The sequence below is a fragment of the Tistrella mobilis genome (assembly GCF_041468085.1).
GTDB classification, from domain to species: Bacteria; Pseudomonadota; Alphaproteobacteria; order Tistrellales; family Tistrellaceae; genus Tistrella; species Tistrella mobilis_A.
Map to the genome: position 1 here is coordinate 29137 of NZ_CP121014.1, position 25535 is coordinate 54671.

Annotated in this window: 22 protein-coding genes; 4 read left to right on the top strand and 18 right to left on the bottom strand. The window is 67.8% G+C overall.

From position 1 onward, the window contains the following. Nucleotides 1-121 precede the first annotated feature (121 nt). The 17 genes from P7L68_RS00070 to P7L68_RS00150 form a co-directional block, all read right to left on the bottom strand. Nucleotides 122-691 carry an invasion associated locus B family protein gene (locus P7L68_RS00070; protein WP_371998965.1) on the bottom strand — a complete coding sequence of 190 codons (570 nt, stop codon included), beginning with the start codon at nt 689-691 and terminating at the stop codon, nt 122-124. Between the two features lie 284 nt (nt 692-975). After that, a complete protein-coding gene (locus P7L68_RS00075; RefSeq protein WP_371998966.1) occupies nt 976-1863 on the bottom strand; it encodes a universal stress protein in 888 nt (295 codons plus the stop codon). Between the two features lie 32 nt (nt 1864-1895). Continuing rightward, nucleotides 1896-2240, bottom strand: coding sequence for a cupin domain-containing protein (locus P7L68_RS00080; protein ID WP_371998967.1), 345 nt, complete (start codon nt 2238-2240; stop codon nt 1896-1898). Between the two features lie 59 nt (nt 2241-2299). Further along, the gene (locus P7L68_RS00085) at nt 2300-2998 is read right to left on the bottom strand and encodes an HAD family hydrolase (protein WP_371998968.1); all 699 of its coding nucleotides are present in this window, start codon (nt 2996-2998) and stop codon (nt 2300-2302) included. A 9-nt stretch (nt 2999-3007) separates the two neighbouring features. Beyond that, nucleotides 3008-4450 (bottom strand): UbiD family decarboxylase domain-containing protein, encoded by a 1443-nt coding sequence (locus P7L68_RS00090; protein ID WP_371998969.1) that lies wholly within the window; start codon nt 4448-4450, stop codon nt 3008-3010. Beyond that, entirely contained in the window at nt 4447-5730 is a 1284-nt protein-coding gene (locus P7L68_RS00095; RefSeq protein WP_371998970.1) for an MFS transporter, read from the bottom strand. Before P7L68_RS00095 ends, P7L68_RS00090 begins: the two co-directional genes overlap by 4 nt. Beyond that, nucleotides 5723-6955, bottom strand: a complete 1233-nt coding sequence (locus tag P7L68_RS00100; RefSeq protein WP_371998971.1) for a hypothetical protein — start codon at nt 6953-6955, stop codon at nt 5723-5725. The genes P7L68_RS00095 and P7L68_RS00100 overlap by 8 nt, the downstream gene beginning before the upstream one ends. A gap of 8 nt (nt 6956-6963) precedes the next feature. Next, nucleotides 6964-8022 (bottom strand): anthranilate phosphoribosyltransferase, encoded by a 1059-nt coding sequence (gene trpD / locus P7L68_RS00105; RefSeq protein ID WP_371998972.1) that lies wholly within the window; start codon nt 8020-8022, stop codon nt 6964-6966. Beyond that, nucleotides 8019-8627 (bottom strand): isochorismatase family protein, encoded by a 609-nt coding sequence (locus P7L68_RS00110; RefSeq protein WP_371998973.1) that lies wholly within the window; start codon nt 8625-8627, stop codon nt 8019-8021. Before P7L68_RS00110 ends, trpD begins: the two co-directional genes overlap by 4 nt. Before the next feature lie 12 nt (nt 8628-8639). Next, a complete protein-coding gene (locus P7L68_RS00115) occupies nt 8640-9716 on the bottom strand; it encodes an LLM class flavin-dependent oxidoreductase (RefSeq protein WP_371998974.1) in 1077 nt (358 codons plus the stop codon). 217 nt (nt 9717-9933) lie between these two features. After that, complete coding sequence (locus P7L68_RS00120) at nt 9934-11286, bottom strand: ammonium transporter (RefSeq protein WP_371998975.1); 1353 nt, start codon at nt 11284-11286, stop codon at nt 9934-9936. 313 nt (nt 11287-11599) lie between these two features. After that, the gene (locus P7L68_RS00125; RefSeq protein ID WP_371998976.1) at nt 11600-12442 is read right to left on the bottom strand and encodes a TauD/TfdA dioxygenase family protein; all 843 of its coding nucleotides are present in this window, start codon (nt 12440-12442) and stop codon (nt 11600-11602) included. Between the two features lie 45 nt (nt 12443-12487). Continuing rightward, nucleotides 12488-13252: a class II aldolase/adducin family protein gene (locus tag P7L68_RS00130; RefSeq protein ID WP_371998977.1), complete on the bottom strand. Its 765-nt coding sequence runs from the start codon at nt 13250-13252 to the stop codon at nt 12488-12490. Nucleotides 13253-13273: 21 nt separating this feature from the next. Further along, entirely contained in the window at nt 13274-14044 is a 771-nt protein-coding gene (locus P7L68_RS00135; protein ID WP_371998978.1) for an ABC transporter permease, read from the bottom strand. Beyond that, nucleotides 14026-14808 (bottom strand): ABC transporter permease, encoded by a 783-nt coding sequence (locus tag P7L68_RS00140; protein WP_371998979.1) that lies wholly within the window; start codon nt 14806-14808, stop codon nt 14026-14028. The genes P7L68_RS00135 and P7L68_RS00140 overlap by 19 nt, the downstream gene beginning before the upstream one ends. Beyond that, nucleotides 14805-15698 carry an ABC transporter ATP-binding protein gene (locus tag P7L68_RS00145; RefSeq protein WP_371999248.1) on the bottom strand — a complete coding sequence of 298 codons (894 nt, stop codon included), beginning with the start codon at nt 15696-15698 and terminating at the stop codon, nt 14805-14807. Before P7L68_RS00145 ends, P7L68_RS00140 begins: the two co-directional genes overlap by 4 nt. 17 nt (nt 15699-15715) lie before the next feature. Continuing rightward, on the bottom strand, nt 15716-16756 hold the full coding sequence (locus P7L68_RS00150; protein ID WP_371998980.1) for an ABC transporter substrate-binding protein: 1041 nt from the start codon (nt 16754-16756) through the stop codon (nt 15716-15718). A 441-nt stretch (nt 16757-17197) separates the two neighbouring features. Between P7L68_RS00150 and P7L68_RS00155 the strand changes: the two genes are divergently transcribed. Next, entirely contained in the window at nt 17198-17809 is a 612-nt protein-coding gene (locus P7L68_RS00155) for an HD domain-containing protein (RefSeq protein WP_371998981.1), read from the top strand. A 146-nt stretch (nt 17810-17955) separates the two neighbouring features. Next, entirely contained in the window at nt 17956-18645 is a 690-nt protein-coding gene (locus P7L68_RS00160) for a GntR family transcriptional regulator (protein ID WP_371998982.1), read from the top strand. A gap of 43 nt (nt 18646-18688) precedes the next feature. On the opposite strand, the gene P7L68_RS00165 is transcribed toward P7L68_RS00160, so the two are convergent. Then, on the bottom strand, nt 18689-19102 hold the full coding sequence (locus P7L68_RS00165; protein ID WP_371998983.1) for a hypothetical protein: 414 nt from the start codon (nt 19100-19102) through the stop codon (nt 18689-18691). A gap of 168 nt (nt 19103-19270) precedes the next feature. On the opposite strand from P7L68_RS00165, the gene P7L68_RS00170 reads away from it, so the two are divergent. Both P7L68_RS00170 and P7L68_RS00175 read left to right on the top strand, forming a co-directional pair. Continuing rightward, nucleotides 19271-24019: a response regulator gene (locus tag P7L68_RS00170; protein ID WP_371998984.1), complete on the top strand. Its 4749-nt coding sequence runs from the start codon at nt 19271-19273 to the stop codon at nt 24017-24019. After that, nucleotides 24016-25119 carry a two-component system response regulator gene (locus tag P7L68_RS00175; protein ID WP_371998985.1) on the top strand — a complete coding sequence of 368 codons (1104 nt, stop codon included), beginning with the start codon at nt 24016-24018 and terminating at the stop codon, nt 25117-25119. The genes P7L68_RS00170 and P7L68_RS00175 overlap by 4 nt, the downstream gene beginning before the upstream one ends. The last annotated feature ends 416 nt before the right edge of the window (nt 25120-25535 follow it).

The window sequence follows — 25535 nt, forward strand, 5'->3', positions numbered from 1 at the left end:
TTCAGGAAGGAACCCGACTTCGCCATCGGTCTCGCCTCTCATGCCGTCGGTCCGGCGGCTTGCGCCGCCGCCGTTCAGGTCCGTCGTCCTCAGGTGCCCGCCGCGTCCGGCGGGCGTCCGGTCACTTCACCGCGTCGAAGGCGGCGGTGAAATCGACCAGCATATGGGGGAAGGTCAGCACGGCGCCGTTGCCGGCGACGGCGCGGATCGACATCACCTTGCCGGCCCGCATCGCCTTCAGAAGATCATTGCCGAGGGGCAGAGAGGCGAAGCAGCCGCGGCCGTCGCAGGAGCGCACGGTCACCGGCACCGGCGTGCCGTCATCCACCGCCAGGGTCACGGGCTCGGTCAGGGTCAGGCCGGTCGGCAGCTGCAGCACCAGTTCGGGCTTGCGGCTTTCGCCCGGCACGCTGACCACCGCCACCGACATCAGCTGGCCGTTGTCGCTGTTGAACAGCCGCTGTTCCATGGTGCAGTCGGCCGCCGTGGCGCGCCCGCGCGACACGCAGGTCACCGTCCAGGCGGGTGCCGAACCGTCCACCTTCTGCGGCTCGGTCGCGGCCGGGGCGTCGGCCGGGCGTGCGGTGGACGCGCTCTGCGCCACGGCGCCGGCGGTGCCCGCCAGTCCGAAAGTGGCCGCAAGGGTGGCGGCGAGGAGAACCAGACGGGCGGTGGAGCCGCGCTGCATCATCGTAAGGACGTCCCGGGAAGGAGTATGTCGGACAGGGGTCGGCACGGGGCCTGAGCGGACCCGTGCGGGATCATCCTTCACCAAAGCTTTGCATGGTGCAACAGCAAAGCCGGATCGTCACACAAGAGATGTGAAGATGCACCCAGGATCATAGTTTGTGCGGCGGATTTCCTGATTTTTAACCATATGAAGCATGGGTCACATGCCGTCATTCGTCATGCGGGGCGCTGCATGGAAAACGGCGGTTTACGTGCACGTCACTCATCGCTTGACAGAAGGCGTCTTCAGCTGCCCCGTGGCACGACCAGAACATCCTCGTCGACCGTCGCCAGAATGCGTTTGGCCACGCTGCCGAGCACCGCTTCTGCCACCACGCCCTGGCCGCGGGTGCCCAGAACCACCAGGTCGGACGGCTCGCGTGCCAGTTCCGCGGCCACGGCCTCGTCTGCCGGCCCGGGCAGCACGATCCGGGTCAACCCGGCGACCCTGGATGCGGGAACCGCCAGCGCGTCGAGCGCATCGTTCAGCCGGTGTGCCGCGGTTTCGCCGAGCGCGCGGATATGGGCCGTCCGGTCGCTCGACAGATGGTGAAACGGCGTATCGAAGGCATGGATCACCGTTGCCGGCAGATCGGGCAGCAGGGTCAGGGCCGTTTCCGTCGCATGGCGGGCCGGGCCGGAAAGATCCGTAGCGATCAGCATCTGCCGGTAGGGGCGCTTCGCCCGCCGCCGCACCACCAGCACCGGCACCGACGAGCGGCGCAGCAGCCGGTCGACCGTGTCGCCGAGCAGAAGCCGGCCCATCGGCTCGTTGCGGGCAAGGCCGGTGACGATCAGGTCGAAACCGTCGTCTTCGGCGATCCTGAGGATCGTGTCGGCGGCATCGCCATCCTCCACCCGGGTGCGGATGGTGAAGGGGCTGGATGGTGCCGCGGCGTCAGCCAGCACCTCGTCCGGCAGATCGGCCAGCAGATGGCGTTCGGCCAGGCGCAGCCGTTCATCGACCGCCATCCGGCCCAGCCCGTCGGGCTCGCTGACATGCAGCACGGTCAGCGCCGCCCCGGTCTCGCGCGCCAGCACCACCGCCCGGTCGAGCGCCCGGTCGGTGCGGGCGCTCAGATCCGTGGCAAGCAGGATGCGGGCAAGCGGGTGGGGGGTGGTGGGGGTGGGCATGACGTCCTCCTTGGTCTCGGATCCCCTGAACCTTACCCCGCCCCCTCGTTTCCCGCCATCTCGCTGCCCAGATGCACCGCCAGCCACACCGTCGGCTGATGGTCGTCGGTCCAGCTGACCCGATGGCGCAGCCGGGCGGGCAGCATCACATGGTCTCCGGGGCCGAGCACGATTTCGCCCTGGCCCTCGATCAGCAGCCCGGCCGATCCGGTCAGCAGCAACACCCATTCATCCCAGCCCTGATCGTACCATTCCCCCTCGGGCGTGGCCTGGCCCCACGACACGATCCGCTCGATGCGGATGCCGGGGCGGGTCAGGATCTCGGTGAAGGCCTCGTCGATGGAGCGGGGCGGCAGGGGGGAGAGGAGGTTGGGCATCGGGGTCCGGCTGATGGCGGGTGTGGCGGATGACGGCGCAGATCGTCGCGGTCCTCAGTCTACGGCCTTCCATCGCCCGGTGCAGCTGTCGCCATACCGGCGTCGTTGATCATCAGCACCGCCGGCAGCTCGTTCAGCCGGTTGATCGTGGCTGCGGGCGCCAGCGCCCGGCAGGCCGCTTCGGCGCCGTAGCCATAGCGGGCCCAGCAGCCATGGGCGCCGATTGCGCGGGCATAGAGCAGATCGGCCGGGGTGTCGCCCACGACCATCACCGCCGCGGCATCGGTCGCCGCCATGTGCGGGGCGATCCGCCGACGGAAAGCGGCGGTGTCGGGCTTTCCCGCAAGGCCGATCAGGTCGCGGAAATATCCGTCGAGGCCGTGATGATCCAGGGCATCGCGAATCGAGACCTCCCCCTTGTTCGACACCAGGATCATCTCGATCCCGGCTGCCGCAATGCGGTCGAGCGTTGCTGCAAGCTCAGGATAGGGGCGGCTTGCCCGGACGCCGACGCCGCCATTGTAGATCCGGCGGTAATCTTCCGCCCGGCTGGCGCGCCTGTCGTCCCCCAGCTCCGGCATCAGCTGCCGCAGCATGTCGTCGAGGGTCAGGCCGGCATCGATCACCGCATTCACCGCGTCCGGCGCAAAGGGTGCCTGGCCGTGCAGCTCCGCCAGGGCGGCCAGGCTGAGGCGGATGGCGTCGCGGGTGTCGAAAAGCGTGCCGTCGAAATCGATCAGCAGGGTCTGGCAGCGCATCGGATGCCGTCAGAAGACGGCGCGACGGAAGCGGTCGCGCAGGTGAAAGGGGACCGTGCAGTCCAGGATCTGCCGCGCGGTCAGGCCGTCGGGGTCGCCCGCCAGGGCGCCCGGGCGGGCGGCGGCGGATTGGGAGGGGTCGAGCGGCGTGCCCGGCAATTCTGCCGTCAGGTGCAGATCCCGCACGGGGTGGAAACGGGTGGCGATCGCCCAGAGCAGGTCGTCGCCCGCCCGCGCATCGACATCGTCGTCGACCAGCACCACCAGCTTGGCCGCCGGCAGCGCCGCGGCCGCGTCGCATGCCGCCCTGACCACCCGCAGGTCGTCTGCGGGTGCGGTTTTGGCGAGCCGAACGGCGGTGAGCAGATGCCCGCCGCCGGCCGGTGCGGCCACCACGTCCTGCACCAGATCGCCGATCCCGGCTTTGCGCAGCATCGTCAGCATGGCCGCTTCCTGTCCTGCGCCCAGCAGTTCGGCCTGTTCGCGGCCGGGGCCGGTCACCGCCTGATAAAGCGCATCGGGCCTGTGGCTCAGGGCATCGACATGCAGCGTGGTGACGGGGCCGGCAGGCGAGGTATAGCCCAGATATTCGGGCATGGTCCGTGCATCGGCCGGGGCATCCGGTTCATGTTCGGGCTCGGTCTCGGGCCCGAGCCGGGCCTCGATGACGATCTCGGCATGATCGATGAACCAGGCGTCACTGGTGAAACAGGGGGCCAGCGCCAGCGGCCGCCCGCGCAGGGCGCCCGCCACGGCCAGTTCGTCGTCGCCATAGGCCATCGCCGGCCGGCTGAGTGCTGCGGCGATGTAGACCGCCGGGTCGAGCCCGATGTTCACCGAGACCGGCAGGCGGTGGCCCCGCGCGGCGGCCGCGGCGATCATCCGCGCCAGATGGCCGGTGGGATTGATGCCGATGGTGGCTGAGCGGCGTTTCAGCGTGATCCGGTGAACCGAGGCATTGGCACGCCCGGCATCGTCGCGGGCATGGACCAGGCCCATCGTGATCGTCGGGCCCGGATCACCGGCGGTGCAGGTGGTGGCGGGCAGCCACATACGGAGATCCGCGCCAGGCATCACCATCCGCGGCATGGTGGCGCGGCCGCGCATCACCGGCTGCGGTGCGGCGATCGCGTCGAGCAGCAGGGCGGCATTGCCGGATCCTGCCGATCCCGGTGCCGGCTCGGCGCCATGCCGCTGATCCGGGTCGAGCAGAAAGCGCAGGCGGCTGCGGCTGCCGAACAGGCCGGTGACGATCGGAAAGCGGCCGTGCAGCGGCCGGCGGTAGAGGTGCAACGGCTGTTCGGCCGTCATCCACGATCGACCGGGGGCCCGGATCGTTCTGAAGATGCCGGCGATCAGCCCGATCTGCGGATCGACCGGCGCGTCGACGACCTGCACCGTGTCGCCGGCACGGGCCAGGGCATCGAGCGCCGAGCGCAGATCCCCGATCATTCCGCAAACCGGTGCGACATGTCTGCCATGACCGGCCGCCTGCGGTCGGCGACCGCGATGCAGGCCACCGACAGCAGGGCGCAGGCGCCGCTTGACAGGATCGACGTCGCATAGCTGCGGGTCAGATCGAACAGCAGCCCTGCCAGGCTGCCGCCGGCGATGGCGGCGATGCCGACCGCCAGATATAGCGTCCCCAGGATGGCGCCCAGATGCCGGGTGCCGAACCAGCCCGCGGCGACCGCGGGGTAGAGCGCAATGCAACCGCCATTGGCCGCCCCGAAGGCCACGGCGAACACGGCGAGGGCTGCGAACCCGCCGGCGGCGAGCCAGAGCCCGTTCAGCAGGGCGAGGGCGAAAGTGAGCAGGACCAGCAGGCGCAGGGGGCCCATCCGATCGCCCAGCCGGCCCAGAAACAGCCGCCCGCCGATATTGCCGGCACCGATCAGCCCGATCAGCAGATTGGCCCGGGCCTCCGGCAGCCCGAGTGCCTGCGCATAGGGGTTGATATGAACCAGGGCGAGGAACAGCCCGACCGATCCGAACAGGATCGCGGCGAAATACCAGTGGAAGCGCGCAGTCCGGGCGGCTTCGGCCAGGGTGGTGTCGCGGATGGCGGCCGGGCCGGCCGCCATGGTCCGCGGGATCTGCCCGTCGCGCCTTGCCGTGCCGGCCGGCGGCGCCGGGTCGCCATCCGGCCGCAGGCCCAGCGCTGCGGGCGAGCCGTGGATCCGCAGGGTCGCGACAAGGCCGAGCACCAGGATGACGGCCGCAAAGATCCTGAGCGTCGTCTCGAAGGGCAGGGTGGTCAGCAGGGCCCCGGCCGCCACCGGCCCGACGAAGGTGCCGACCCCGGTGCCGGACAGGGCCAGGCCCGATGCCGCCGCCCGGTTGCGCACGAACCAGCGCTGCACCGCGGTCACCGTCGGCACATAGACCAGCCCCACCCCCAGCCCGACCAGGCTGCAGAAGACGATCAGGAACCCGCTCAGCGAGCCGGTCATGAAACTTGCCCCGAAGAATCCGGCCGAGAGGGCGATGATGCCGGCGGCCACCACCATGCGGGTCGAAATCCGGTCGGCGATCGTGCCCGAGACGATGCCTGTCGCATAATAGAGGAAGGCGGTCGCCGAGAAGATGGAGGCGACCGAAAAGCGGCCGGCATCGAAGGCCTGCTGCAGATGGGTGAAAAAGGCCCCGAAGGAATAGGCGGCGCCGAAGATCAGCATCAGCAGCAGATGGGCGGCCACGACCAGGAACCAGCCCGGAAAGATCCTAGGCATGGATCTCCAGCTCCTCTGCCAGGGATGCCGAGGGGCCGTAGCCCAGGCCGACCACGCGTGAGCGCGGCCCGTCGACCGCAATGCGGACCAGGGTGCGGACATTCAGGCCGGTTGCCTGCCGCACCCGGCCCACGCCGTCGTAATCCACCTTCTCGGCCACGCAGACCACCTGTTCGACCACCGCACCCGCGCGCCGCACCGCCTCGATCAGGCCGATCAGCGTGCCGCCGGTGCTGATCAGATCGTCGACGATCGCCACCCGGTCGCCCGCATCGACCCCGTTCAGATAAAGCCCGCCCGACGTGTATTCGCAGGAGAAATCCACCGATACCTGTCCCGCCAGACCCGAGGGGTACCAGCGCGCGATGCCGTAGGGCAGCCCCGACAGCAGCGACACCGCGGCGAGCAGGGCGCCGCCCTTGTCCTCTTCACCCACGAGCTTGAGCCCAGGGTCGAGGTCGAGCGCATCGCAGCAGCGTTCGGCGGCGCATCGCAGCAGCCCGGCCGTGGTCGCCGGCACCTGCTCGGTCAGCGGATTGACCAGGAACTGCCGGCCGTCGATCTCGATCAACGGCCGGTCGTCGAAGGCATCGACCAGCAGGTCGCCACCGTCAGCGACGTCGCGCCGTGCCCGGCGCACGGCGTCGACGAAGGCACGCATCCGGGCCGGATCCTTGCGTCTGGCATCGGCGGCGACGCCCGAGCTGACATCCACCATGGCGGGGTTCAGCCGGCGGATCACCTCTCCAACCGTGTCGGCCGTCAGGCCGCCTGCGATGATGACCGGGCGGGGTAAAGCCAGGCCGCGCAACAGCCGCCAGTCGAAACGCCGGCCGGTGCCGCCGGCCTTGCCCTCGACCAGCGTGTCGAACAGGCAGGCCGCCACCTGATAGTCCGCGACCCGGCGGGCGTCCACGGACCCGCCGACCTTGAAACCCTTGATCACGGGGCGCCCGACCGCCCGGCAGTAATCGGGGTCTTCATCGCCCTGCAGCTGAACCATCGAGACTCCGGCCGCGGCGCTTGCCTCCTGAACCCGGGCAAGCGGCTCGTCGACGAAGACACCGACGGTCGCCATGAAGGGCGGCAGCCGGTCGATGATCGCCCGCACCTCGGCCGCGCCGATCTGACGCGGGCTTGCGGACATGACGAATCCCAGCGCATCGGCCCCGGCCGCGACGGCCGCCAGCGCATCTTCCGCGGTCGTTATGCCGCAGATCTTCACACCGCTTCTCATCGATCCTGCCCCAGAAAACGCATCAATACCTGCCGGGCACCGCCGCTGGTCAGGGCATGCAGGGCCATCGCGGCCCCCTCGGTAAAGCCGCGCGCCCGTCCCGCAGCCATCAGCGTCAGGGCGGCGGCCATGACGACGGCATCTGTTCCGGGGCCGCGGCTGCCCGCCAGGATGGCCTGGCAGATCGCGGCATTCCGGGCCGCATCGCCGCCCGCCAGATCGTCCAGGCTGCAAGCTGCCAGGCCGAAATCGGCGGCGGACACCGTCATTCGATCCACGGCCCCGCCGTCCACGCGGATGACCACGGTCTCTCCGGCCGGGCTGATCTCGTCGATACCGGCCAGGCCGTGGACGATGAAGGCCCGGCTCCGGCCCAGCTCGCGCGCGGCATCGGCCATGTCCCTGATCTGCCAGGGCCGGGCCACGCCCACCACCTGCCGCCGCAGACCCGCGGGATGGGCAAGGGGGCCTGCCAGATTGAACAGGCTTGGAATGCCGAGGGCGCGGCGCAGGGCGCTCAGGCGTTCGGGAAAGCGGTAATGGGCCGGGGTGGCGATGAAGGCGAAGCCGCAGCGGTCGAGATCGGCGCCGACGATGTCGGGGTGGCTGCGGCGGATCGGGTCTGCCCCCAGCGCCTCGATCAGATCGGCGCTGCCGGCCCGGCCGCTGACGGCGCGGTTGCCGTGTTTGACCACCGGCACGCCGGCGCCCGCCACGACCAGTGCGGCCACGGTCGAGATGTTGAAGGTCCGTCCGCCATCGCCGCCGGTGCCGCCGATATCGACGGCGTCGTCGGTGCATATCTGCAGGGCCGGCGTGTGGTCCAGCAGGGCATCGACGGCTCCGGCGATCTCTTGAGCGGCCTCGTGCCGCTGTGCCATCAGCGCGAGTATGGCGCCGGCCTGTTCGGGGGCATAGCGATCCTCCAGCAGGTCGGCGACCATCCACCGCGCCTGCTCGCGGTGCAGGAGATGACGGCCAGGCGCCGCCGCCAGATCCCTGATCAACGCCTTCGGGTCGATCCTTGGCCTTTCGGTCGTCGGGATCGCGGTCATCGCGGGTGATCCAGGCCCAGAAGCGCGGTCACCTGCGCAACGGGCATCACCCGGCCCAGCACATAGCCGATATGCTCCAGCGCGGCGTCGTGGCGGGCGCGGCTGGTGCCGGCCACGCAGTCTTCGGCCACGATGACCCGATAGTCGAGCTGCAGCCCGTCCTGCGCGGTGGCACGCACGCAGACATCGGTGGCGACGCCCGTCAGCACCAGCGTGTCGACGCCGAGACCGCGAAGCAGCAGGTCCAGATCGGTCGCGAAGAAGCCGCTGTAGCGGCGCTTGATCAGCACGTAGTCGTCGGGTTCGGGTGCAAGTTCGTCGATGATCTCGATGCCGCGGGTGCCCTCGACACAATGCAGGGTTTCGCCATATTCCAGTTCAAGGCCGAAATCGACCCGCTGGCGGCGATGGGATTCGCGGGTATAGATCACCGGCAGCCCGGCGGCACGGGCCGTGGCGCAGAGACGGCGGATGGCGGGCACGATGTCCTGCGCGCCCGGACAGGCAATCGGCGCATCGTCATCGACGAAATCATGCTGCATGTCGATGACCAGAATGGCGGCCCGCCCCGCAGGGCGCGGGCCGGAGGCTGCGCTGTCGCTCATGGGAAGGCTCCGTCAGGCGAAGGTCGATGCGGCGATGCCGGCCAGACGGGCATGGCTTTCACGTGTCGGCTCCAGCTCGTCCAGATGGTCGAAGCACATCACATGCAGGGTGCCGAAACCGCCCGACAGCTCCTGCATTTCGGCGATCCGGTCGGCCACCGTTTCGGGAGAGCCGGTGATCCAGCAGTGCTTTGCCACATAGTCGACCGTCACGTCGGAATCGGGCACGTCCGGATGATGCTTCATCAGGCCGAGGGCGTTGTTGCCCTTCAGCATGGGCAGATAGTCCTCGCGGAAATAGCGGCCCATCTCGCCGCCGACCGAACGGCGCCACGCCTCCTCGTCGGTTTCCGCCACGAAGAAGGGGCGGCTGACCCGCCAGTCGGCGCGCGACGGGGCGGCACGGCCGCGGCGCTGCGCGCCCTCTTCCACCATTGCCCAATGGGTGTGCAGATATTGGGGCGTGAAGCAGAAGCTGATCGGCAGCCAGCCGTTTTCACCCGCCAGCCTGAGAGTGGGCGAGGATGCCGACAGCCCCGTCACCCCGATGGGCGGGTAGGGCTTCTGCAGCGGCTTCAGGTGATAGCCGGTGGCCTTCTCCGGCTGATCTGCCGGCCGACGCACGGTCCAGAAGCGGCCGCGATATTCGAACGGGCCCTCGCTTTCCCAGAACCGGGTCATGATCTCGATCGATTCCGCGGTCATCTCGCGGTGCACGCCGGCGCGATGGTCGATGTCGAACATTTCAAGGTCCAGGACCGTACCGCTGGCCCCGATGCCGATCATCAGCCGACCGTCCGAGATATGGTCCAGCATGCAGATCCGGTGGGCGAGTTCCGCCGGATGGTGGAACGGCAGCATGAACGCGCCGGGGGCCAGGCGGATGTGCCGTGTCCGCAGGAAGGCCTGGGCGATCAGCAGATCCGGTGACGGGCAGGGCTCGGCCGGCATCATGTAGTGCTCGCCGATCCAGGCCTCGGCGAAGCCGATCCGATCCAGATACTCCAGCGTGTCAAGATCGTGGAAATGGCCGTCGCGGAGTGATCGCGACGCAGGATGCGCGGGCATCAGGAAGGCGCCGAGCTGCATGGATGTCCTCGAATGCCGGAAGCGACGAAGATCATCATCTTATCGGATATAAATACAAACGCAATTTGCAATTAAGAACGGATATTGTTCACGCAGAACGCGATGGAGGATCGCGTGGATACCGGCCGCCCATGTCATTGACGGAACGAAAAATCCCCGCCATCCGGATGGATGGCGGGGATTGTCGGGGTATTCGTCTTGCCGGACGAAACCGGCCTCAGTTGTGATAGGCGGCTTCGCCGTGGCTGGACAGGTCCAGGCCCTCGGTCTCGGATTCCTTGCTGACCCGCAGGCCGACGAGCAGGTCGACGATCTTGTACAGGATCAGGCTGCCGATGCCCGACCAGGCGATGGTGACCAGCACGGCCAGGATCTGGGTCCAGACCTGGTCGGCCATGGTCACGCCGTCGGCATAGCCGATGCCACCCAGCGACGCGCTGGTGAACACGCCGGTGCCGACCGCACCGACGATGCCGCCGATGCCGTGCACGCCGAACACGTCCAGGCTGTCGTCATAGCCCAGCTTGTTCTTCACCACCGTCACGAAGAAGTAGCAGATCGCCGAGGCGATGATGCCGAGCACGATCGCGCCCACCGGGCCGATCAGGCCGGCGGCCGGGGTGACGGCGACCAGGCCGGCGACGATGCCCGAGGCGGCGCCCAGCATCGAAGCCTTGCCGCGGGCCAGGCTTTCGATCACCACCCAGGCGACCAGGGCGCCGGCGGTGGCGGTGAAGGTGTTGATCATGGCAAGTGCTGCGCCGCCGGTGGCTTCCAGGTTGGAACCGGCGTTGAAGCCGAACCAGCCGACCCACAGGATCGCGGCGCCGACCATGGTCAGCGTCATCGAATGCGGGGCCATCATGTCACGGCCAAGGCCGATGCGCTTGCCGACCATGATGCAGCCCACCAGGCCCGCGATGCCGGCATTGATGTGCACCACCGTGCCGCCGGCGAAATCCAGCGCGCCCCAGGCGAAGAGCATGCCGTCGGAATCCCACACCATGTGGGCGATCGGGAAGTAGACGAAGGTGACCCACAGGATCACGAACAGCACCACCGCCGTGAAGCGCATGCGCTCGGCGAAGGCGCCGACGATCAGCGCCGGGGTGATGCAGGCGAAGGTCATCTGGAAGCAGATGAACACGTATTCGGGGATCACCACGCCGTCGGTGAAGGTGGCGGCGACGCTGTCCATGGTGACGCCGGCCAGGAAGGCCTTGTCCAGCCCGCCCCAGAACATGCTGGGGGCATCGCCGAAGGCCATCGAATAGCCCCAGAGCGTCCAGACGATGATCACCACGCCGGTGATCATGGTGCACTGCATCAGCACCGAGAGCATGTTCTTGGCGCGCACCAGACCGCCATAGAACAGCGCCAGACCCGGCAGGATCATGAAGAGGACCAGGATGGTGGAGACCATCATCCAGGCGGTATCGCCCTTGTCCATCGTCACGGCGGCCTCTGTGGCCGCCTCCGCGGCTGCGGGTGCCGCATCCTGCGCCCAGGCCGGCAGCGCCGACAAGGCGAGGGCGGGCGCCGCAGCGAGTAGGGTTTTCAGGTGCTTCATTACTATCCCCTGGTCCTCGAGGAACTGCATGACTGCGAAGCGGTCGAAGTTCGGTCTTCATCGGCGGGCCGGAGAGGCCCGGACGCGGCCATCGCCCCTTTAGGCAAACTTCGCGCCAGTTTGGGAAGTCACGGAAAACTCACCGGAAAAACCCTGGTCTGCTCTGGCGGTGCAGCATGGTGCACGCTCATTGAATGATCAGGCGCCTAAAATGGAGGCAATTGTCACAGACGGGCAGAGACGAAGATGCCGCCCCGTCCGGGGGGACGGGGCGGCATGCCGGGCGCCTGTTACGACGGGTGGGCCCTGCCGGTCAGACCGGCCGGTCGGTCCCCTTGATCGTGGTGCGGTGCATGATGCGCCGGTACTTCACGTCGTCATAGGGGGTGGCCTTGTGCATGGTGCAGCGGTTGTCCCAGATCAGCAGATCGCCTTCCTGCCATTTGTGGCGATAGACGAATTCATCGGAAATCGCGTGGGCGTTGAGCGTGGCCAGCAGGGCCGCCGCCTCTTCCGCCGGCAGGTCCAGGATCTCCTTCACGATGTCCTCGCCCACATAGAGCGACAGCCGGCCGGTCTCGGGATGGGTGCGGACCACCGGGTGCACGACATCCGGGGTGGCGGCGCGCTGGGCATCGGTCAGCGGCTCGCGGTCGCCGAAGGCCTTGTCGTAATAGCCGGCATAGGAATGCACCGCCTTCAGATGGCGGATCTTCGCCTGCATCTCGGGGTCGAGCGCTTCCCAGGCGGCATGCATCGACGAGAACAGCGTGTCGGCGCCTTCCGGCGGGCATTCGCGGGCATAGAGCACCGAGCCGAAGCAGGGGATCTCCAGATAGGACCAGTCGGAGTGCCAGTTCCAGCCCTCCTTGTGGTTGCCGATCGAGCGGCCGGCTTCCTTGACGTTCGACAGCACATAGATCTCGGGATGTGCCGTCGTCAGATACTGGGTCAGCACATGGATCTGCAGATCGCCGAAATGGCGCGAGAAGGCGACATGCTGGGCCTCCGTCAGGGTCTGGCCGCGCAGCAGCAGCACCGAATGCGTGTTCAGCAGGTCGCGCATCTCCGCGACCATGGCATCGGAAATCGGCGCCGAGGCGTCGACGCCCAGGATCTCGACGCCGATCACGGGCGAGAGTTCCTTGATCTCCATGAGACTGATCCTTCCGTGCAGACGTGGGGGAAATGTCGGTCGTCGTCAGATTGCGTAGCCTGGGGCCACGTCGTCGAGCAGGCGCAGGAAGCCCGGCCATTCGCGGAAACCCGGGCGCCTGATGTCGCCGGCGAATTCGGTGAACTGGCGGGCGGCCTTTTCCGAGACCTCGGGCGGCGGCAGGGCAAGCCCGCCACCGGATGCGGCGGCGGCCGCCTGGGCCTTCAGCTGGATCCGGGCCGCCCGCTCGAAGTAATAGGCGAGCATGAAGGCCTCGGGGATCGTCTGGCCCACGGTCAGGAAGCCGTGATTGCGCAGCAGCAGCACCCGGTGCGGGCCGATATCGGCCACCAGCCTGTCCTGTTCCTCCAGGTCCAGCGCCACGCCCTCATAGGGGTGGATGCCGATCCGGTTGTGGAAATGCATAGCAAACTGGCTGACCGGCAGCAGCCCCTCGGGCAGGGCCGAGACCGCGGTTGCCGCATCCGAATGCAGATGCAGCACGCAGATCGCATCCGCACGCGCGCGGTGGATGGCGGCATGGATCACGAACCCGGCCCGGTTGACCTCGCCCGCGCCGTTGCAGAGCTTGTTGCCGTCGAGATCGATCTTGAGCAGCGAGCTTGCCGTGATCTCGCGGAAGAACATGCCATAGGGGTTGATCAGAAAGTGGTGGTCGCTCCCCGGCACCCGGGCGGAAATATGGTTGTAGATCAGGTCGTCCATGCCGAAATGGGCGACCAGGCGATAGCAGGCGGCAAGCTGACGGCGCAGCTCGTCTTCGGTCGCGGGATGGTCGGAGACGGACATCATGTCCTCGTTTTCAGGAAATCACTGCCACCAGACCAGCTTGCGGTCGATCCAGACCAGCAGCAGGTACAGGATCATGCTGGCGACCGATGCGGTGAGCACGCCCGCCCAGACCAGCAGGAAATCCACCTGCTGGGTCGCCTGGAAGATCACCCAGCCGATGCCGGCATAGGCCCCCAGCATCTCGGACACGATTGCGATCAGCACCGCGCGGACCACCGCGACCCTGAGCCCGTTCACCACCGAGGGCAGGGCTGCCGGCACCCGCAGCTTGGCCATGATGGTGATCGGCCCGGCGCCGAAGCTGCGCATCAGATTGATCGAGGCCTCTTCCGGCCGCTTCAGCCCGTGCAGCGTGTTGACCAGGATCACGAAACCCACCGCCAGCGTGACCATGGCGATCTTCGAGGCGGGGCCGATGCCCAGCCAGATCAGTGCCAGCGGCGTATAGGCCACCACCGGGACCGAATTGATCGCCACCACCACCGGCATCAGTCCGCGTTCGACCGGCGGCAGGAAGACCATCAGCATGGCCAGCGCCACGCCGATGGCGGTGCCCAGCGCATAGCCGGCGCCTGCTTCATACAGTGTCGCCTGCAGGGCGGTCAGCATCATCGGCAGGTCGTCGATGGTGGCGCCCAGGATGGCGGTGAGCGAGGGCAGCACATAGGGCTTCACGTCGAAGGCCCATATCGCGCCTTCCCAGATGCCGCCGATCACCGCCAGGCCCAGGACCACCGGCAGGACCCGCTCGCGCAGTACCGCGCCGATGTTCAATCCTGCCGCCACCATATGAACTTCCTTTCGAACAGGGAGACCACCGCATAGAGGGCGGAGCCCAGCAGCCCGCAGGCGAGGATGATCGCCCAGAGCCGCGGCACGGCTTCGGTGTACATCGCCTGGATCAGCATCACCCCCAGCCCCACCGTGTCGCCGAACCATTCGCCCACGATCGCGCCGATCAGGCTGAGCGAGATCCCGAGCCTGAGCGCCACCGCGATCACCGGCAGGGCGGTGGGGAAGCGCAGCTTGCGGAAGATGGTCCATTCGCCGGCGCCGAAGCTCTTCATCAGCGACACCTTCTGCGGGTCGCATCCAAGAAGGCCGCGATGGGTGTTCACCGTCACGGGGAAGAAGGTCACGTAGAAGGCGATGATCACCTTCGACAGGATGGTATTGCCGAACCAGATGATCACCAGTGCGCCGAAGGCGATGACCGGAATGGTCTGCGACACCACGAACAGCGGAAACAGCGCCCGTTCCAGATTGCGGGAATAGGCGAAGACCACGCCGCAGAAGATGCCGAAGGCCGATCCGGTCAGAAAGCCCAGCACGGTTTCAAGGAAGGTCCGGCCGGTGCTGCGCAGCAGATAGGACCAGACCGAGGCGGCATCGGCCAGCACCACCGACAAGGGCGGGAAGAACGAGGCCGGCACCGCGAAGATCCGGGTGACGCCCTCCCACAGCACGGCCAGGACGATGACGGTCAGGATCGGCAGCCGCACCGCCTGCCAGACCCGCGCGGCCGGCCCGCCGGATGCCCGGGCGGCACTCATCCCGCACCCCCGGTCGTGGAGACGAAGCTCTTGCGGGCCTCCTCCTCGATCGCGCCCAGCAGGCGGCGCTTGATCTCGATGAATTCGGGCGAGGTCACGATATCGGGATGGCGCGGGCGGGGCAGCTCGATCACCTCGTCGCATTTGATCGTGCCGGGGCGGGCGGTCATCACCACCACCCGGTCGCCCAGGAAGATCGCCTCGTCGATGTCGTGGGTGATGAACAGCACCGTGCGGCGATAGCGCGCCCAGATGTCGAGCAGCCAGCGCTGCATCATCGCCCGGGTGAGGGCATCCAGCGCCCCGAAGGGCTCGTCGAGCAGGATCATGTCGCGCTCGAACAGGAAGGTGCGCATCAGGGCCACCCGCTGGCGCATGCCGCCCGACAGCTGGTGGGGATAGTGTTTTTCAAAGCCCTTGAGGCCGAAATCCGGCAGCATGTCCAGCGCCCGGGCGCGGGCTGCGGCCTTGGGCGTGCCCTCCACCTCCAGCCCCAGGATGGCGTTGTCGACCACGTTGCGCCATGCGAACAGCAGGTCGCGTTGCGGCATGAACGACACCTTGCCGAGCAGGGCGCCATCGGCCATCGGCCGGCCATGCATCAGGATCGAGCCGTCATCGTCGGCCGGCAGCAGCCCGCCCACCATGTTGAACAGGGTGGATTTGCCGCAGCCCGAGGGCCCGACCAGGCAGACGAACTCGCCCTCGCGGATCTTCAGGTTGACGTTCGAAACCGCGGTGACCTGCGCCGGGCCGTCGCCGAACCGCTTCCATAGATTGACCAGTTCAAGCAGCGGCGGCTTCTCTCCCGCCACGGCCGGGGCCGCGGCGGAAGAGGCGACGGAAGACGACGAGGGCGCCATCGCGGTGCTGGTGGAGGAGGGGGGCATCATCCGCCTTTCCGCTCTCAGAGCTTCTTGTCTTCGGCCGGGACCTTGTCCCAGAAGGAGGGGTCGAAAGCGGCCTTCAGATCGACCGGGGCCTTCATCACGCCGTTGGCGAGCAGGATGTCGTGCTGCTTCTGCAGGCTCTCGAAGTCGATCGCGAGCAGGCCGTCGCTGGCGCCCTTGCCATAGACCATCACGTCCTGGATGGCCTCGATCATCGCTTCCTGATGCTTGCGATCCATGCCGGGATCGGCCTTCATCATGATGTCGATCGCCTCGGCCTTGTGCTCCAGCGCATACTTCCAGCCCTTGAGCGAGGCAGCCAGGAAGCCCTGGACCAGTTCGGGCCTGCCCTTGATGGTGTCCGTGGTGGTGACCAGCGTGTCGCGCTGCACGGTGATGCCGAAATCATCGGGCTGGAACAGCACCAGATCGGTCAGGCCGCGCGCCTTCAGCGTGTTCAGCTCGTTGTAAAGCGTGGCGGTTGCGACATCGACCTCGCCGTCGATGAACGGGTTCAGCGACACCGACTGCGGCATCAGGGTGAAATCCCCCGCGCCGACACCACCGGTGGCGAGCATCGCCTTCAGCGTGTACTGCGCGCCGGTGTACCAGGTGGAAACCTTCCTGCCCTTGAAGTCCGCCAGGGTCTTGATGCCGCTGTCGGGCTTGGTGACGAAGGCATAGGGCGTCTTCTGATGCGAAACGCCGATGGCGACCAGGGGCATACCCTTGTCCACCGCCGCCAGATGGCTTTCAACGCCGCCCGTCAGCCCGAAAGTGTCGGCGCCCGAGGCGACCAGCGCCTCGGCATTCAGGTTGGGGCCGCCGGGATTGATGGTCAGGTCGATGCCTTCGGCCTGGTAGAAGCCCTTGGCCTTCGCGACGTAGAAGCCGGCGAATTGCGCCTGGGGCAGCCATTTCAGCCGGAGCGACGCCTTTTCGGCCGCCCGGGCATCCTGGGTGCCGCCCAGGGTCGCGGCCGCCAGCAGCGGTGCCGCAAGCGCAAGGGCGACGGCGGCCCGGCGGGCGCCTTTCGCGAAGAGGGGTGCGAAAGCCATGTCGTCTGGTCTCCTCGATCGTCGGGGGCCGTTGAAGGCGTGGCGGCGGTGGCATCGACCTGTGGCCCGGGATACGGAAAGCGTCGCCGGTACCCGGCCGCATGCCATGTCATGCAGGCACCGCCTCTGCGGCACCCTGCCGGAGCGTTGCAACGGCCGTGCCAGATGCGGCGGACCATGACGGCGGCATGACAGTCCTGCCCGCAATCAGCGGCAGGCCGCGATGTCGCCAGGGCTTTTACGAATGCGTATCCACGAGTTCTTGTATGCAAGAAACCTGAGGGTCGCATAAAAATTGGCCATATGGTGCCAATTTCGCCCAAAATATAGGCAATGAGGTTCACTTGCTCAGGAAAAGGGCAGGAAAATCCGGGCGGCATCTGGACAGATGGCTGGCTTCTCGATACAAAAAATGCAGATCTGCATGCAGGAGATGGCGAAATGGTCGACGTACCACCGGCCGCCGGCAGCCCGGCGCTGCCTTTCACGCCCGATGACCGGGCGGATTACCGCAGCATCCGCGAGAGCCGGGCGGAGGATTACGAGATCCAGGAGCGGCATATGGCCCGCCACCGCCAGGGCACGCCGGATCTGTATCTGCGCCTGCTGGCGGGGCTGGCCACGCCCCATCTGGGCTTCCCCATCGACCGGCTTGAACATTCCCTGCAGACGGCCACCCGTGCGCTGCGTGACGGGCGCGACGATCTCTATGTCTTCGCAGCCCTGTTCCATGATGTCGGGGATGCGATCGCCCCCGCCAATCATCCCGAGGCGGGGGCGGCGATGCTGCGGCCCTATGTCACGCCGGATCTTTACTGGATGGTCCGCCATCATGGCAGCTTCCAGGGCTATTACTACTGGCACTTCCTGGGGCGAGATCGTGACGCGCGGGAGAAGTATCGCGACCACCGGCTGTTCGGCGCCACCGCCGAATTCTGCGAGCTGTATGATCAGGCCGCGTTCGACCGCGACTACCGGTCACTGACCCTGGCTGATTTTGAGCCCCTGGTGCGCGACGTGATGGCGAGGCCGCGCAATTTCGTGCCCGATTGATGCGATGCCGGCCCGCGCGCATGCCCAGCCGGTGGTTCTGCGTGCACGGTTCGGATAAAACCGCTATTGTCCGCGGGACGACGCTGCCCCGCCCTCCTGGGAGCAGACCCTCCCGAGAGCAGATCCGCGCGAAGAAGACCAGCCCCATGAAGATCAAGACGGTGCCCGTGGTGAGTGAAACCCGTGCGGAGAGCCTGCGCCGCAGCCTGGAGCAACAGATCGTCCGCGGCGAGCTGCGCCCCGGCGACCGGCTGGACGAGGTGGAACTGGCCGAGCGCTTCAACGTCTCGCGGACCCCGGTGCGCGAGGCCCTGCATGCGCTGGCCGCGGCCGGGCTGATCGAGATGCGCTCCCGCCAGGGGGCCACCGTCTCCACGGTCTCGATCTCCATGCTGCTGGAGATGTTCCAGATCATGGCCGAGCTGGAGGGGCTTTGCGCCAGCTTCGCCGCCCGCCGGGCCAATGCCGCCCAGCGCCGCAACCTTCAGGCCATCCATGAGCGCCTGGTCCGGGTGATCCAGGACGACGAGCCCGAGGCCTTCTACGAGGTCAACCGGGAATTCCACGAGGCGATCTACGACGCCTCGAATTCCGAATTCATCGCCGAGCAGACGCTCGCCCTGCGCAACCGCGTCTCCCCCTATCGCCGCTATGTCACCTTCCTGCCCGGCCGGATGACGGCGACGCTGGACGAGCACGAGCGGGTGCTGAACGCGATCCTCGCCGCCGATTCCGCCGGTGCCCAGGCGGCGATGCGCGATCATGTCACTTTGCTGGGTGACAATCTGACCGACTTCATCGCCGCCATTCCGCCGAGCGTGCTCAAGACTGCCTGAACCGCGGGCGCCTGAACCGCTGGCGCCTGAGCCGCGGGGCGGGCTATTTCATCCCGACATGTCGTTCGGCCCGGCTGCGCGCGGTCTTGAATTCATAGGTGATTTCGCTGTCGTCGATCGCAAGGATGCGGATTTCGGCCATCTCTCCCAGCTGACGTTCGCACCAGCTTCCCGGCGAGGCCTGGCGGGCGGTGAAATTGCGCCCCCCGTCCCGGGCGTCCGTGTGCTCGAAATCAATGATGCAGTTCCGGGGCGCGCCGAAGGCCAGGCGTAGCCGGTTCTCTGCGGCCGGCGTCTGGCCCAGCGTCAGCAGCACCGCCTGCGGCCGGTCGTTGATGGTGAAGATCGAGTGGTAGCGGGCGGCGCCGTCCTGCGCCTGCGCCGGCATGGCCGCAAGGCCCGCGAGCAGAAGCGCGATGGCGCCCGGAAGGGGGGCGGACCGGGTGATGGATGGCATGGCAGGGTCTTTCCGTTGGTGGCCGACAGTCATTGCATCATAGATGCAAATTGCAGCTCATGCGCGCCGATCCGGCCGCAGCCGGGGCGGGGGCATGCGAATTCCCCTTTCCATCGCCCGGGCCCGGTCACATGATGGCCAATGTGTAGTGACCTGCGGAGCATCGGCGTGTCCGTCCGGGGCCTGATCTTCAGCCTTCTGGTCGTGCTGCTCTGTGTGATCGGGCGGCAGGGGCATGCTGTTGAGGCGGAACCGGGGGCAGGGCGGCCGGTTCTGGATGCGGCGCAGGAGGCCTGGCTCGCCGCTTACGGCCCGGTCACCTTTGGGGTGGTGGAGGCCGGCTGGCCACCCTATGACCGGGTGACCGCCGATGGCAGCTGGGAGGGGATGAGCGCCGATTACGTCGCCGCCATCACCCGGGCGGTGGGCGCGCGGATCCGCGAGGTCCGCTTCCCCGACTGGAATGCGGCCATCGCCGCGCTCAGCGCCGGGAGGATCGACGCGCTGGCCAGCATGAATCGCACGCCCACGCGTGAGGCGGCGATGAGCTTTACCACCGCCTATGTCACCAGCCGGGCGGTGATCGTCTCCCCGCGCGACCGGCTGCCGCCGGCCTCTCTCGACGAACTGGCGGGCGAAACCGTCGCCATGGAGCGCGGCTATGCGACGACCGAGCACATCGCCGCCGGCTATCCCGCCATCCGGCTCGCTCTGGTCGCCGATACCGCCGCGGCGCTCGACATGGTCGCCTCGGGCCAGGCCGCCGCCTATGTGGGGGAAATGGCCTCGGCCAGCTGGACGATCCGGGAGCGGGGCCTGGACGGGCTGCAGATCGGGGCCGTGACCGATCTCGCCACCGGCGCGCTTTCAATCGCCGTCACCCGCAACCTGCCGCCGCTGGCCGATATTCTGTCCGCGGGCATCCGCGCACTGACGCCAGAACAGCATCGGGAGATCCGCGGCCACTGGCTGTCTTCGGTGGCGGTCGGCATGCTGGATGCGGCGCAGCCGCGTCTGGATGATCGTCAGGCCGACTGGATCGCCCGCCATCGGGTGCTGACGGTGGCGGCCACCCGTGCCACCGCGCCCCTGGGCTTCATCGATCGCAATGGCCGCCATGCCGGTATCGCCGCCGACGTGCTGGACCATCTTGCCACCGCCGCCGGTTTCACCATCGATCTCGTGCCGGCCGACAGCCCGGCTGAAGCGCGCCGCCTGCTGTATGAAGGACGGGTCGATGCGGTGGCGAGCCTCGGCCATCTGCGAGAGGTGGAAGACGGCATCGTCTTCCCGGCCGCTTATGCCCGCACCCCCTGGGTGATGGTCGACCGGATCGAAACCACCCCGATCCAGGCGGCGGGCGATCTGTTCGGGCGGCGGGTCGCAGTGGTCGACGGCAGTGCGGTGGAGGCCGCCCTCAAAGATGCCGCACCGGGGCTGGCGGTGACCCGCTGGCCCACCGCCGAAGTGGCACTGAAGGCGGTTGCCGGCGGCACGGCGGATGTTGCGGCGGTGGAGCTTGCGGTGGCGAGCTGGGAAATCCGGCGGCTGGGTCTCGGCAATCTGAAGCTGACCGGCCTTGCGGGCAGTTCCGACATCGCTTTCGGTCTGGCGGTGCTGGCGGACAACCACATGCTGGCCGGCATTCTGCGCGTGACCGGGGCCGATCTCGACACCGCCACGCTCAACGCCATCACCGCCCGCTGGCAGGAAGGGCAGTTCGAACAGCGGCTGGACCTGTCGGTCGTGCTGCCCTGGATCCTGCCGCCTGTCGCCGCCATTCTGGCTGCGCTCGCGATCTTCGGCATCTGGAACCGGCGCCTGAAGGCGGAGGTTGCCGAGCGGGCGCGTGCGGAAGAGGTGAGCGCCGAGGCCACGGCGCGGCTGCGGATGATCCTGGATCTGCTGCCGGGCGCCGTTTATCTGATCGGGCCAGATGGCCGGTTGCGTTTCGTCAATCCGGGGTTTGCCCCCCTGTTCGGCGTGCCCGGCGATATTGCCCGGCCAGGCATGCCGATGATGGATGTCGTCCGTCGTTTCGCCGCCGAAGGGGTCTATGGTCCGACCGACGATCCGGAAGCGACCGCCCGCAGGCGCTGGGATACCTTTCTCGGCGCCCCCAGTTCCGGCACGCTGACGGCGTTCCTCACCCTGCCGGATGGCCGCTCGGTCAATGTCGTCCGCTCGCCCTCTACCGCCGACGGGGTGTTCTGCGTGGCGACCGACGTCACCGACCGGGTGCGGGCCGAACAGGCGCTGGAGGCGAGCGAGGCCACGCTCAGCGGCATCATCGCCTCGGCCTTCGATGCCATCGTCATGATCGATTCCCGCGAGCATGTTCTGTTGTGGAATCCGGCGGCGGAGCAGCTGTTCGGCTATGCCGCCGCCGATGCGTTGGGGCGCTGCGTCCACGACCTGATCACGCCCGACCGCCACCGGGCGGCGCTGCGGGCGGGGGCCGCCCGTGCCATGGCCGATTCCGGCGACACGCCCTGGACGCGGACCCGCGAGATCGAGGCGCGTCGCGCCGACGGCACCGAGCTGCCGGTCGAATTCAGCCTGTCGACCTTCCGCCTGCACGACGCCTGGCATGGCGTGGTCTTCGTGCGCGACATCAGCCCGCGCCGCCGGGCCGCCGACGAGCTGGCCCGTGCCCGCGATCTGGCCGAACAGGCCAGCCGGCTGAAGAGCGACTTCCTGGCCAATATGAGCCATGAAATCCGCACGCCGATGAATGCCGTGATCGGCATGACCCATCTGGCGCTCAAGACCGATCTCACCAGTCGTCAGCGCGACTATCTGCAGAAGATCCAGGTGGCGGCCGACGGTCTGCTCGGCATCATCAACGACATCCTCGACTTCTCGAAAATCGAGAACGGCCGGCTGGCGCTGGAGGCGGTGGATTTCCGCCTCGACGACGTGCTGGGCAATCTCGCCACCGTCATCGGCCACCGCGCCGAAGAGAAACGGCTGGAATTCATCTTCGACGTGGCGCCCGACGTGCCGGGCACGCTGCTGGGGGATCCGCTCAGGCTGGGGCAGGTGCTGATCAACCTGGCCGGCAATGCGGTCAAGTTCACCGAGGCCGGCGAGGTGGTGGTTTCGGTGCGGCTGGTGTCCTCCGGCGAGGACGGGCACCGTCTGCGTTTCGCGGTGCGCGACACCGGCATCGGCATGACGCAGGACCAGATGGCCCGTCTGTTCGAACCTTTCACCCAAGCCGACGGCTCCATCACCCGGCGCTATGGCGGGACCGGGCTCGGTCTCAGCATCAGCCGCCGCCTGGTCCGGATGATGGATGGCGAGGTGACGGTGGAAAGCACGCCGGGTGCCGGCAGTGTCTTCACCTTCGATGCCGCCTTCGGTCGCAGCCGCGCCCGCTGGTCGCAGATCACGGCGCGTCCGGATCTGCGCGGCCTGCATGTGCTGGTGATCGACGACAACCCGCTCGCCCGCCAGGTTTTGACCGGCATGCTGGAAGGCATGGCCTTCCGGGTGGTGGCGGTGCCCTCGGGCGAGGCGGGGCTGGAGGCGCTCGCCCGCGGCCGCGAGGTGGAAGATCCCTATGGCCTGGTCCTGCTCGACTGGCGGCTGGGGGCCGGGCTCGACGGGCTCGCCACCGCCGGATTGATCGGCCAGGCGGCGGCCGAAGCGGGCGCGCCGGTGCCGCCGATCGTGATGATCACCGCCTTCGGGCGCGACGATCTCCGCCAGGCGGCCGAGGCGGCGGGCATCCGGGCGGTGCTGGGCAAGCCCTTCAACGCCTCCACCCTGTTCGACACCATCATGCACGTCTTCGACGACGGCAGCGGTGACGATCTTCGCGCCGCGACCACCCGGTTCCTGCCGGATCTGCGCGGCGGGCGGGTGCTGCTGGTCGAAGACAACGCCTTGAACCAGCAGGTGGCGCTGGAACTGCTGGAGGCCGCGGGGCTGGCCGTCGATGTCGAAACCGACGGCCGGGCGGCGCTCGACCGGCTGGTGGCGGGGCCGCGGCCGCCGGTGCACGATCTGGTGCTGATGGATCTGCAGATGCCGGTGATGGACGGCTACGAGGCGACGCGGGCGATCCGGGCGACCCCCGGCCTGGCGGATCTGCCGATCGTGGCGATGACCGCCCATGCCCTGGCCGAGGAACGCCGGCGCTGCCTGGAGGCCGGCATGAACGACTGCGTCACCAAGCCGGTCGATCCGGAGCGGCTGATGGCGGTGGTGGCGGGTTTCGTCCGCCCTGGCGCCGATCTGGCGGGTCTGCTGCCGGTTCTGCCGGCGCCGCGCGATCTCGCGGCCCTGCCGCCGCTTGCCGGCATCGAGGTGGAGGTGGCAATCCGCCGCCTGGCCGGCAATGCCCGGCTCTATCGCGACCTGCTGTTGCGCCTGCTGGCGGATCATGCCGATGCCGCGGGCCGGATCCGCACCGCCCTCGGGCGTGGCGATGCGGCAGAGGCGCGGATGATCGCCCATGCTCTGGCCGGTGTGGCCGGCAATCTGGGCATCACGGCCCTTGCCGCCGCCGCGGGTGGGGTCGAGGCGGCGCTGAAGCATCCGGATGCCGACGCCCAGGCGGCGATCGCAGCCCTCGAAGCGGCCTTCGATGCCGCGGCCGAGGTGATCCGGCCCCTGGCGGGGCTGGAGGATGTCGAGCCGGATCCGCCGCCGCCGGTCGATGCCGCCGCCGCCGCCCGGGCGCGCGACGCGCTTGCACGGCTGGCGGCCCTGCTGCGCGACAGCGACGGCGCCGCCGTCGACCTGTTCGAGGCCGAGCGCGGCACGCTTGCCGCGATCCTGCCCCCGGCCATGCTGGCGGCGCTGGGCGGGCGGATCGATGCCTTCGATTTCGACGGGGCCGGTACCCTGATCGCCGATACCCTGATCGCCGGCACACTGATCGCCGGGGCCATGGAGGCGGACGAATGACCGACCGCAAGACCATTCTGCTGGTGGACGACACCCCGTCCAATCTCACCATCGTCAACGCGGTGCTGAAGGACGATTACCGCACCCGCATCGCCACCGGCGGCGCCAAGGCGCTGGAGATCGCCGCCGCGGCGGAAGGCCGGCCCGATCTGGTGCTGATGGACGTGATGATGCCGGGCATGGACGGTTACGAGGTCTGCCGGCGGCTGAAGGCCGATCCGGCCACCGCCGACATTCCGGTCATCTTCCTGACCGCGCTTCACGACGAGCGCGACGAGCGCGCGGGCTTCGCGGCCGGCGGGGTCGATTTCATCACCAAACCGTTCTCGCCCGAGATCGTGCGGGCCCGGGTGCGCACCCATCTGGCGCTCAGGGAAGCCAATGCCCGGCTCGCGCGCCAGAATGCCGAGCTGGAGCGGCGGGTGGAAGAGCGTACGCGTGAACTGGCCCTGGTCCGCGACCTGACCATCTTCTCGCTCGCCTCGCTGGCCGAGACCCGCGACAACGAGACCGGCAACCATATCCGCCGCACCCAGACCTATGTCCGCGAACTGGCGCTGGCCCTCAGGGACCATCCCCGCTTTCGCGCGGAACTCGACGATGCCACCATCGACCTGCTCTACAAATCCGCCCCGCTGCACGATATCGGCAAGGTCGGCGTGCCCGATGCCATCCTGCTCAAGCCCGGCCGGCTGACGCCCGAGGAATTCGAGGTGATGAAGCAGCACGCCGAATACGGCCGCGCCGCCATCGCCGCCGCCGAGGCCCGCATCGGCTCGGGCAATGGCAATTCCTTCCTCCGCTACGCCCGCGAGATCGCCCATACCCATCACGAAAAATGGGACGGCAGCGGCTACCCCCGCGGCCTGGCCGGCGACGCCATCCCGCTCTCGGGCCGGCTGATGGCGGTGGCCGATGTCTATGACGCGCTGATCTGCCGGCGGATCTACAAGCCCGCCTATTCCCACGACACCGCGGTCGACATCATCACCCAGGGCCGCGGCACCCATTTCGACCCCGACATCGTCGACGCCTTCCTGACCATCGCCGACCGCTTCCGCGACATCGCGGCGGAGTTTGCCGATCCGGACGAGGGGTGACGAGCGAATAGAATTGCCCGCAATGCGCTCTGCTGATTTGCCAGATGGGCCAAGCCTGCGGGTGGTCGCTGGCGGGCCTTCGTGCGGGCGCTGTTGAGCAAGCGGGCAAAGGCAATCGGTCACGTGTATATGAGGAAACTATAATTTATATTTATGGGTTGAAATTTGCTGATGTCGGACAAACAAAATAGAACTCAGGTGGGTTGCGTCAGTTGGGGCACATATCCATGCGCCCTCTGACGAGATGGAGGTGGAGCATCATCATGTTAAGTATCCATGCACGTAGTGGCCTCTCTCTTTTAAAAGTGGTACTCCCCTTAAGTGTCATTTTGTCAGCATGCGCGGACAGATCTCAGCCTGTGACGTACAATCCAGCATACAACAATACACAAAATTTGGAGAGGCGTATCAATTCT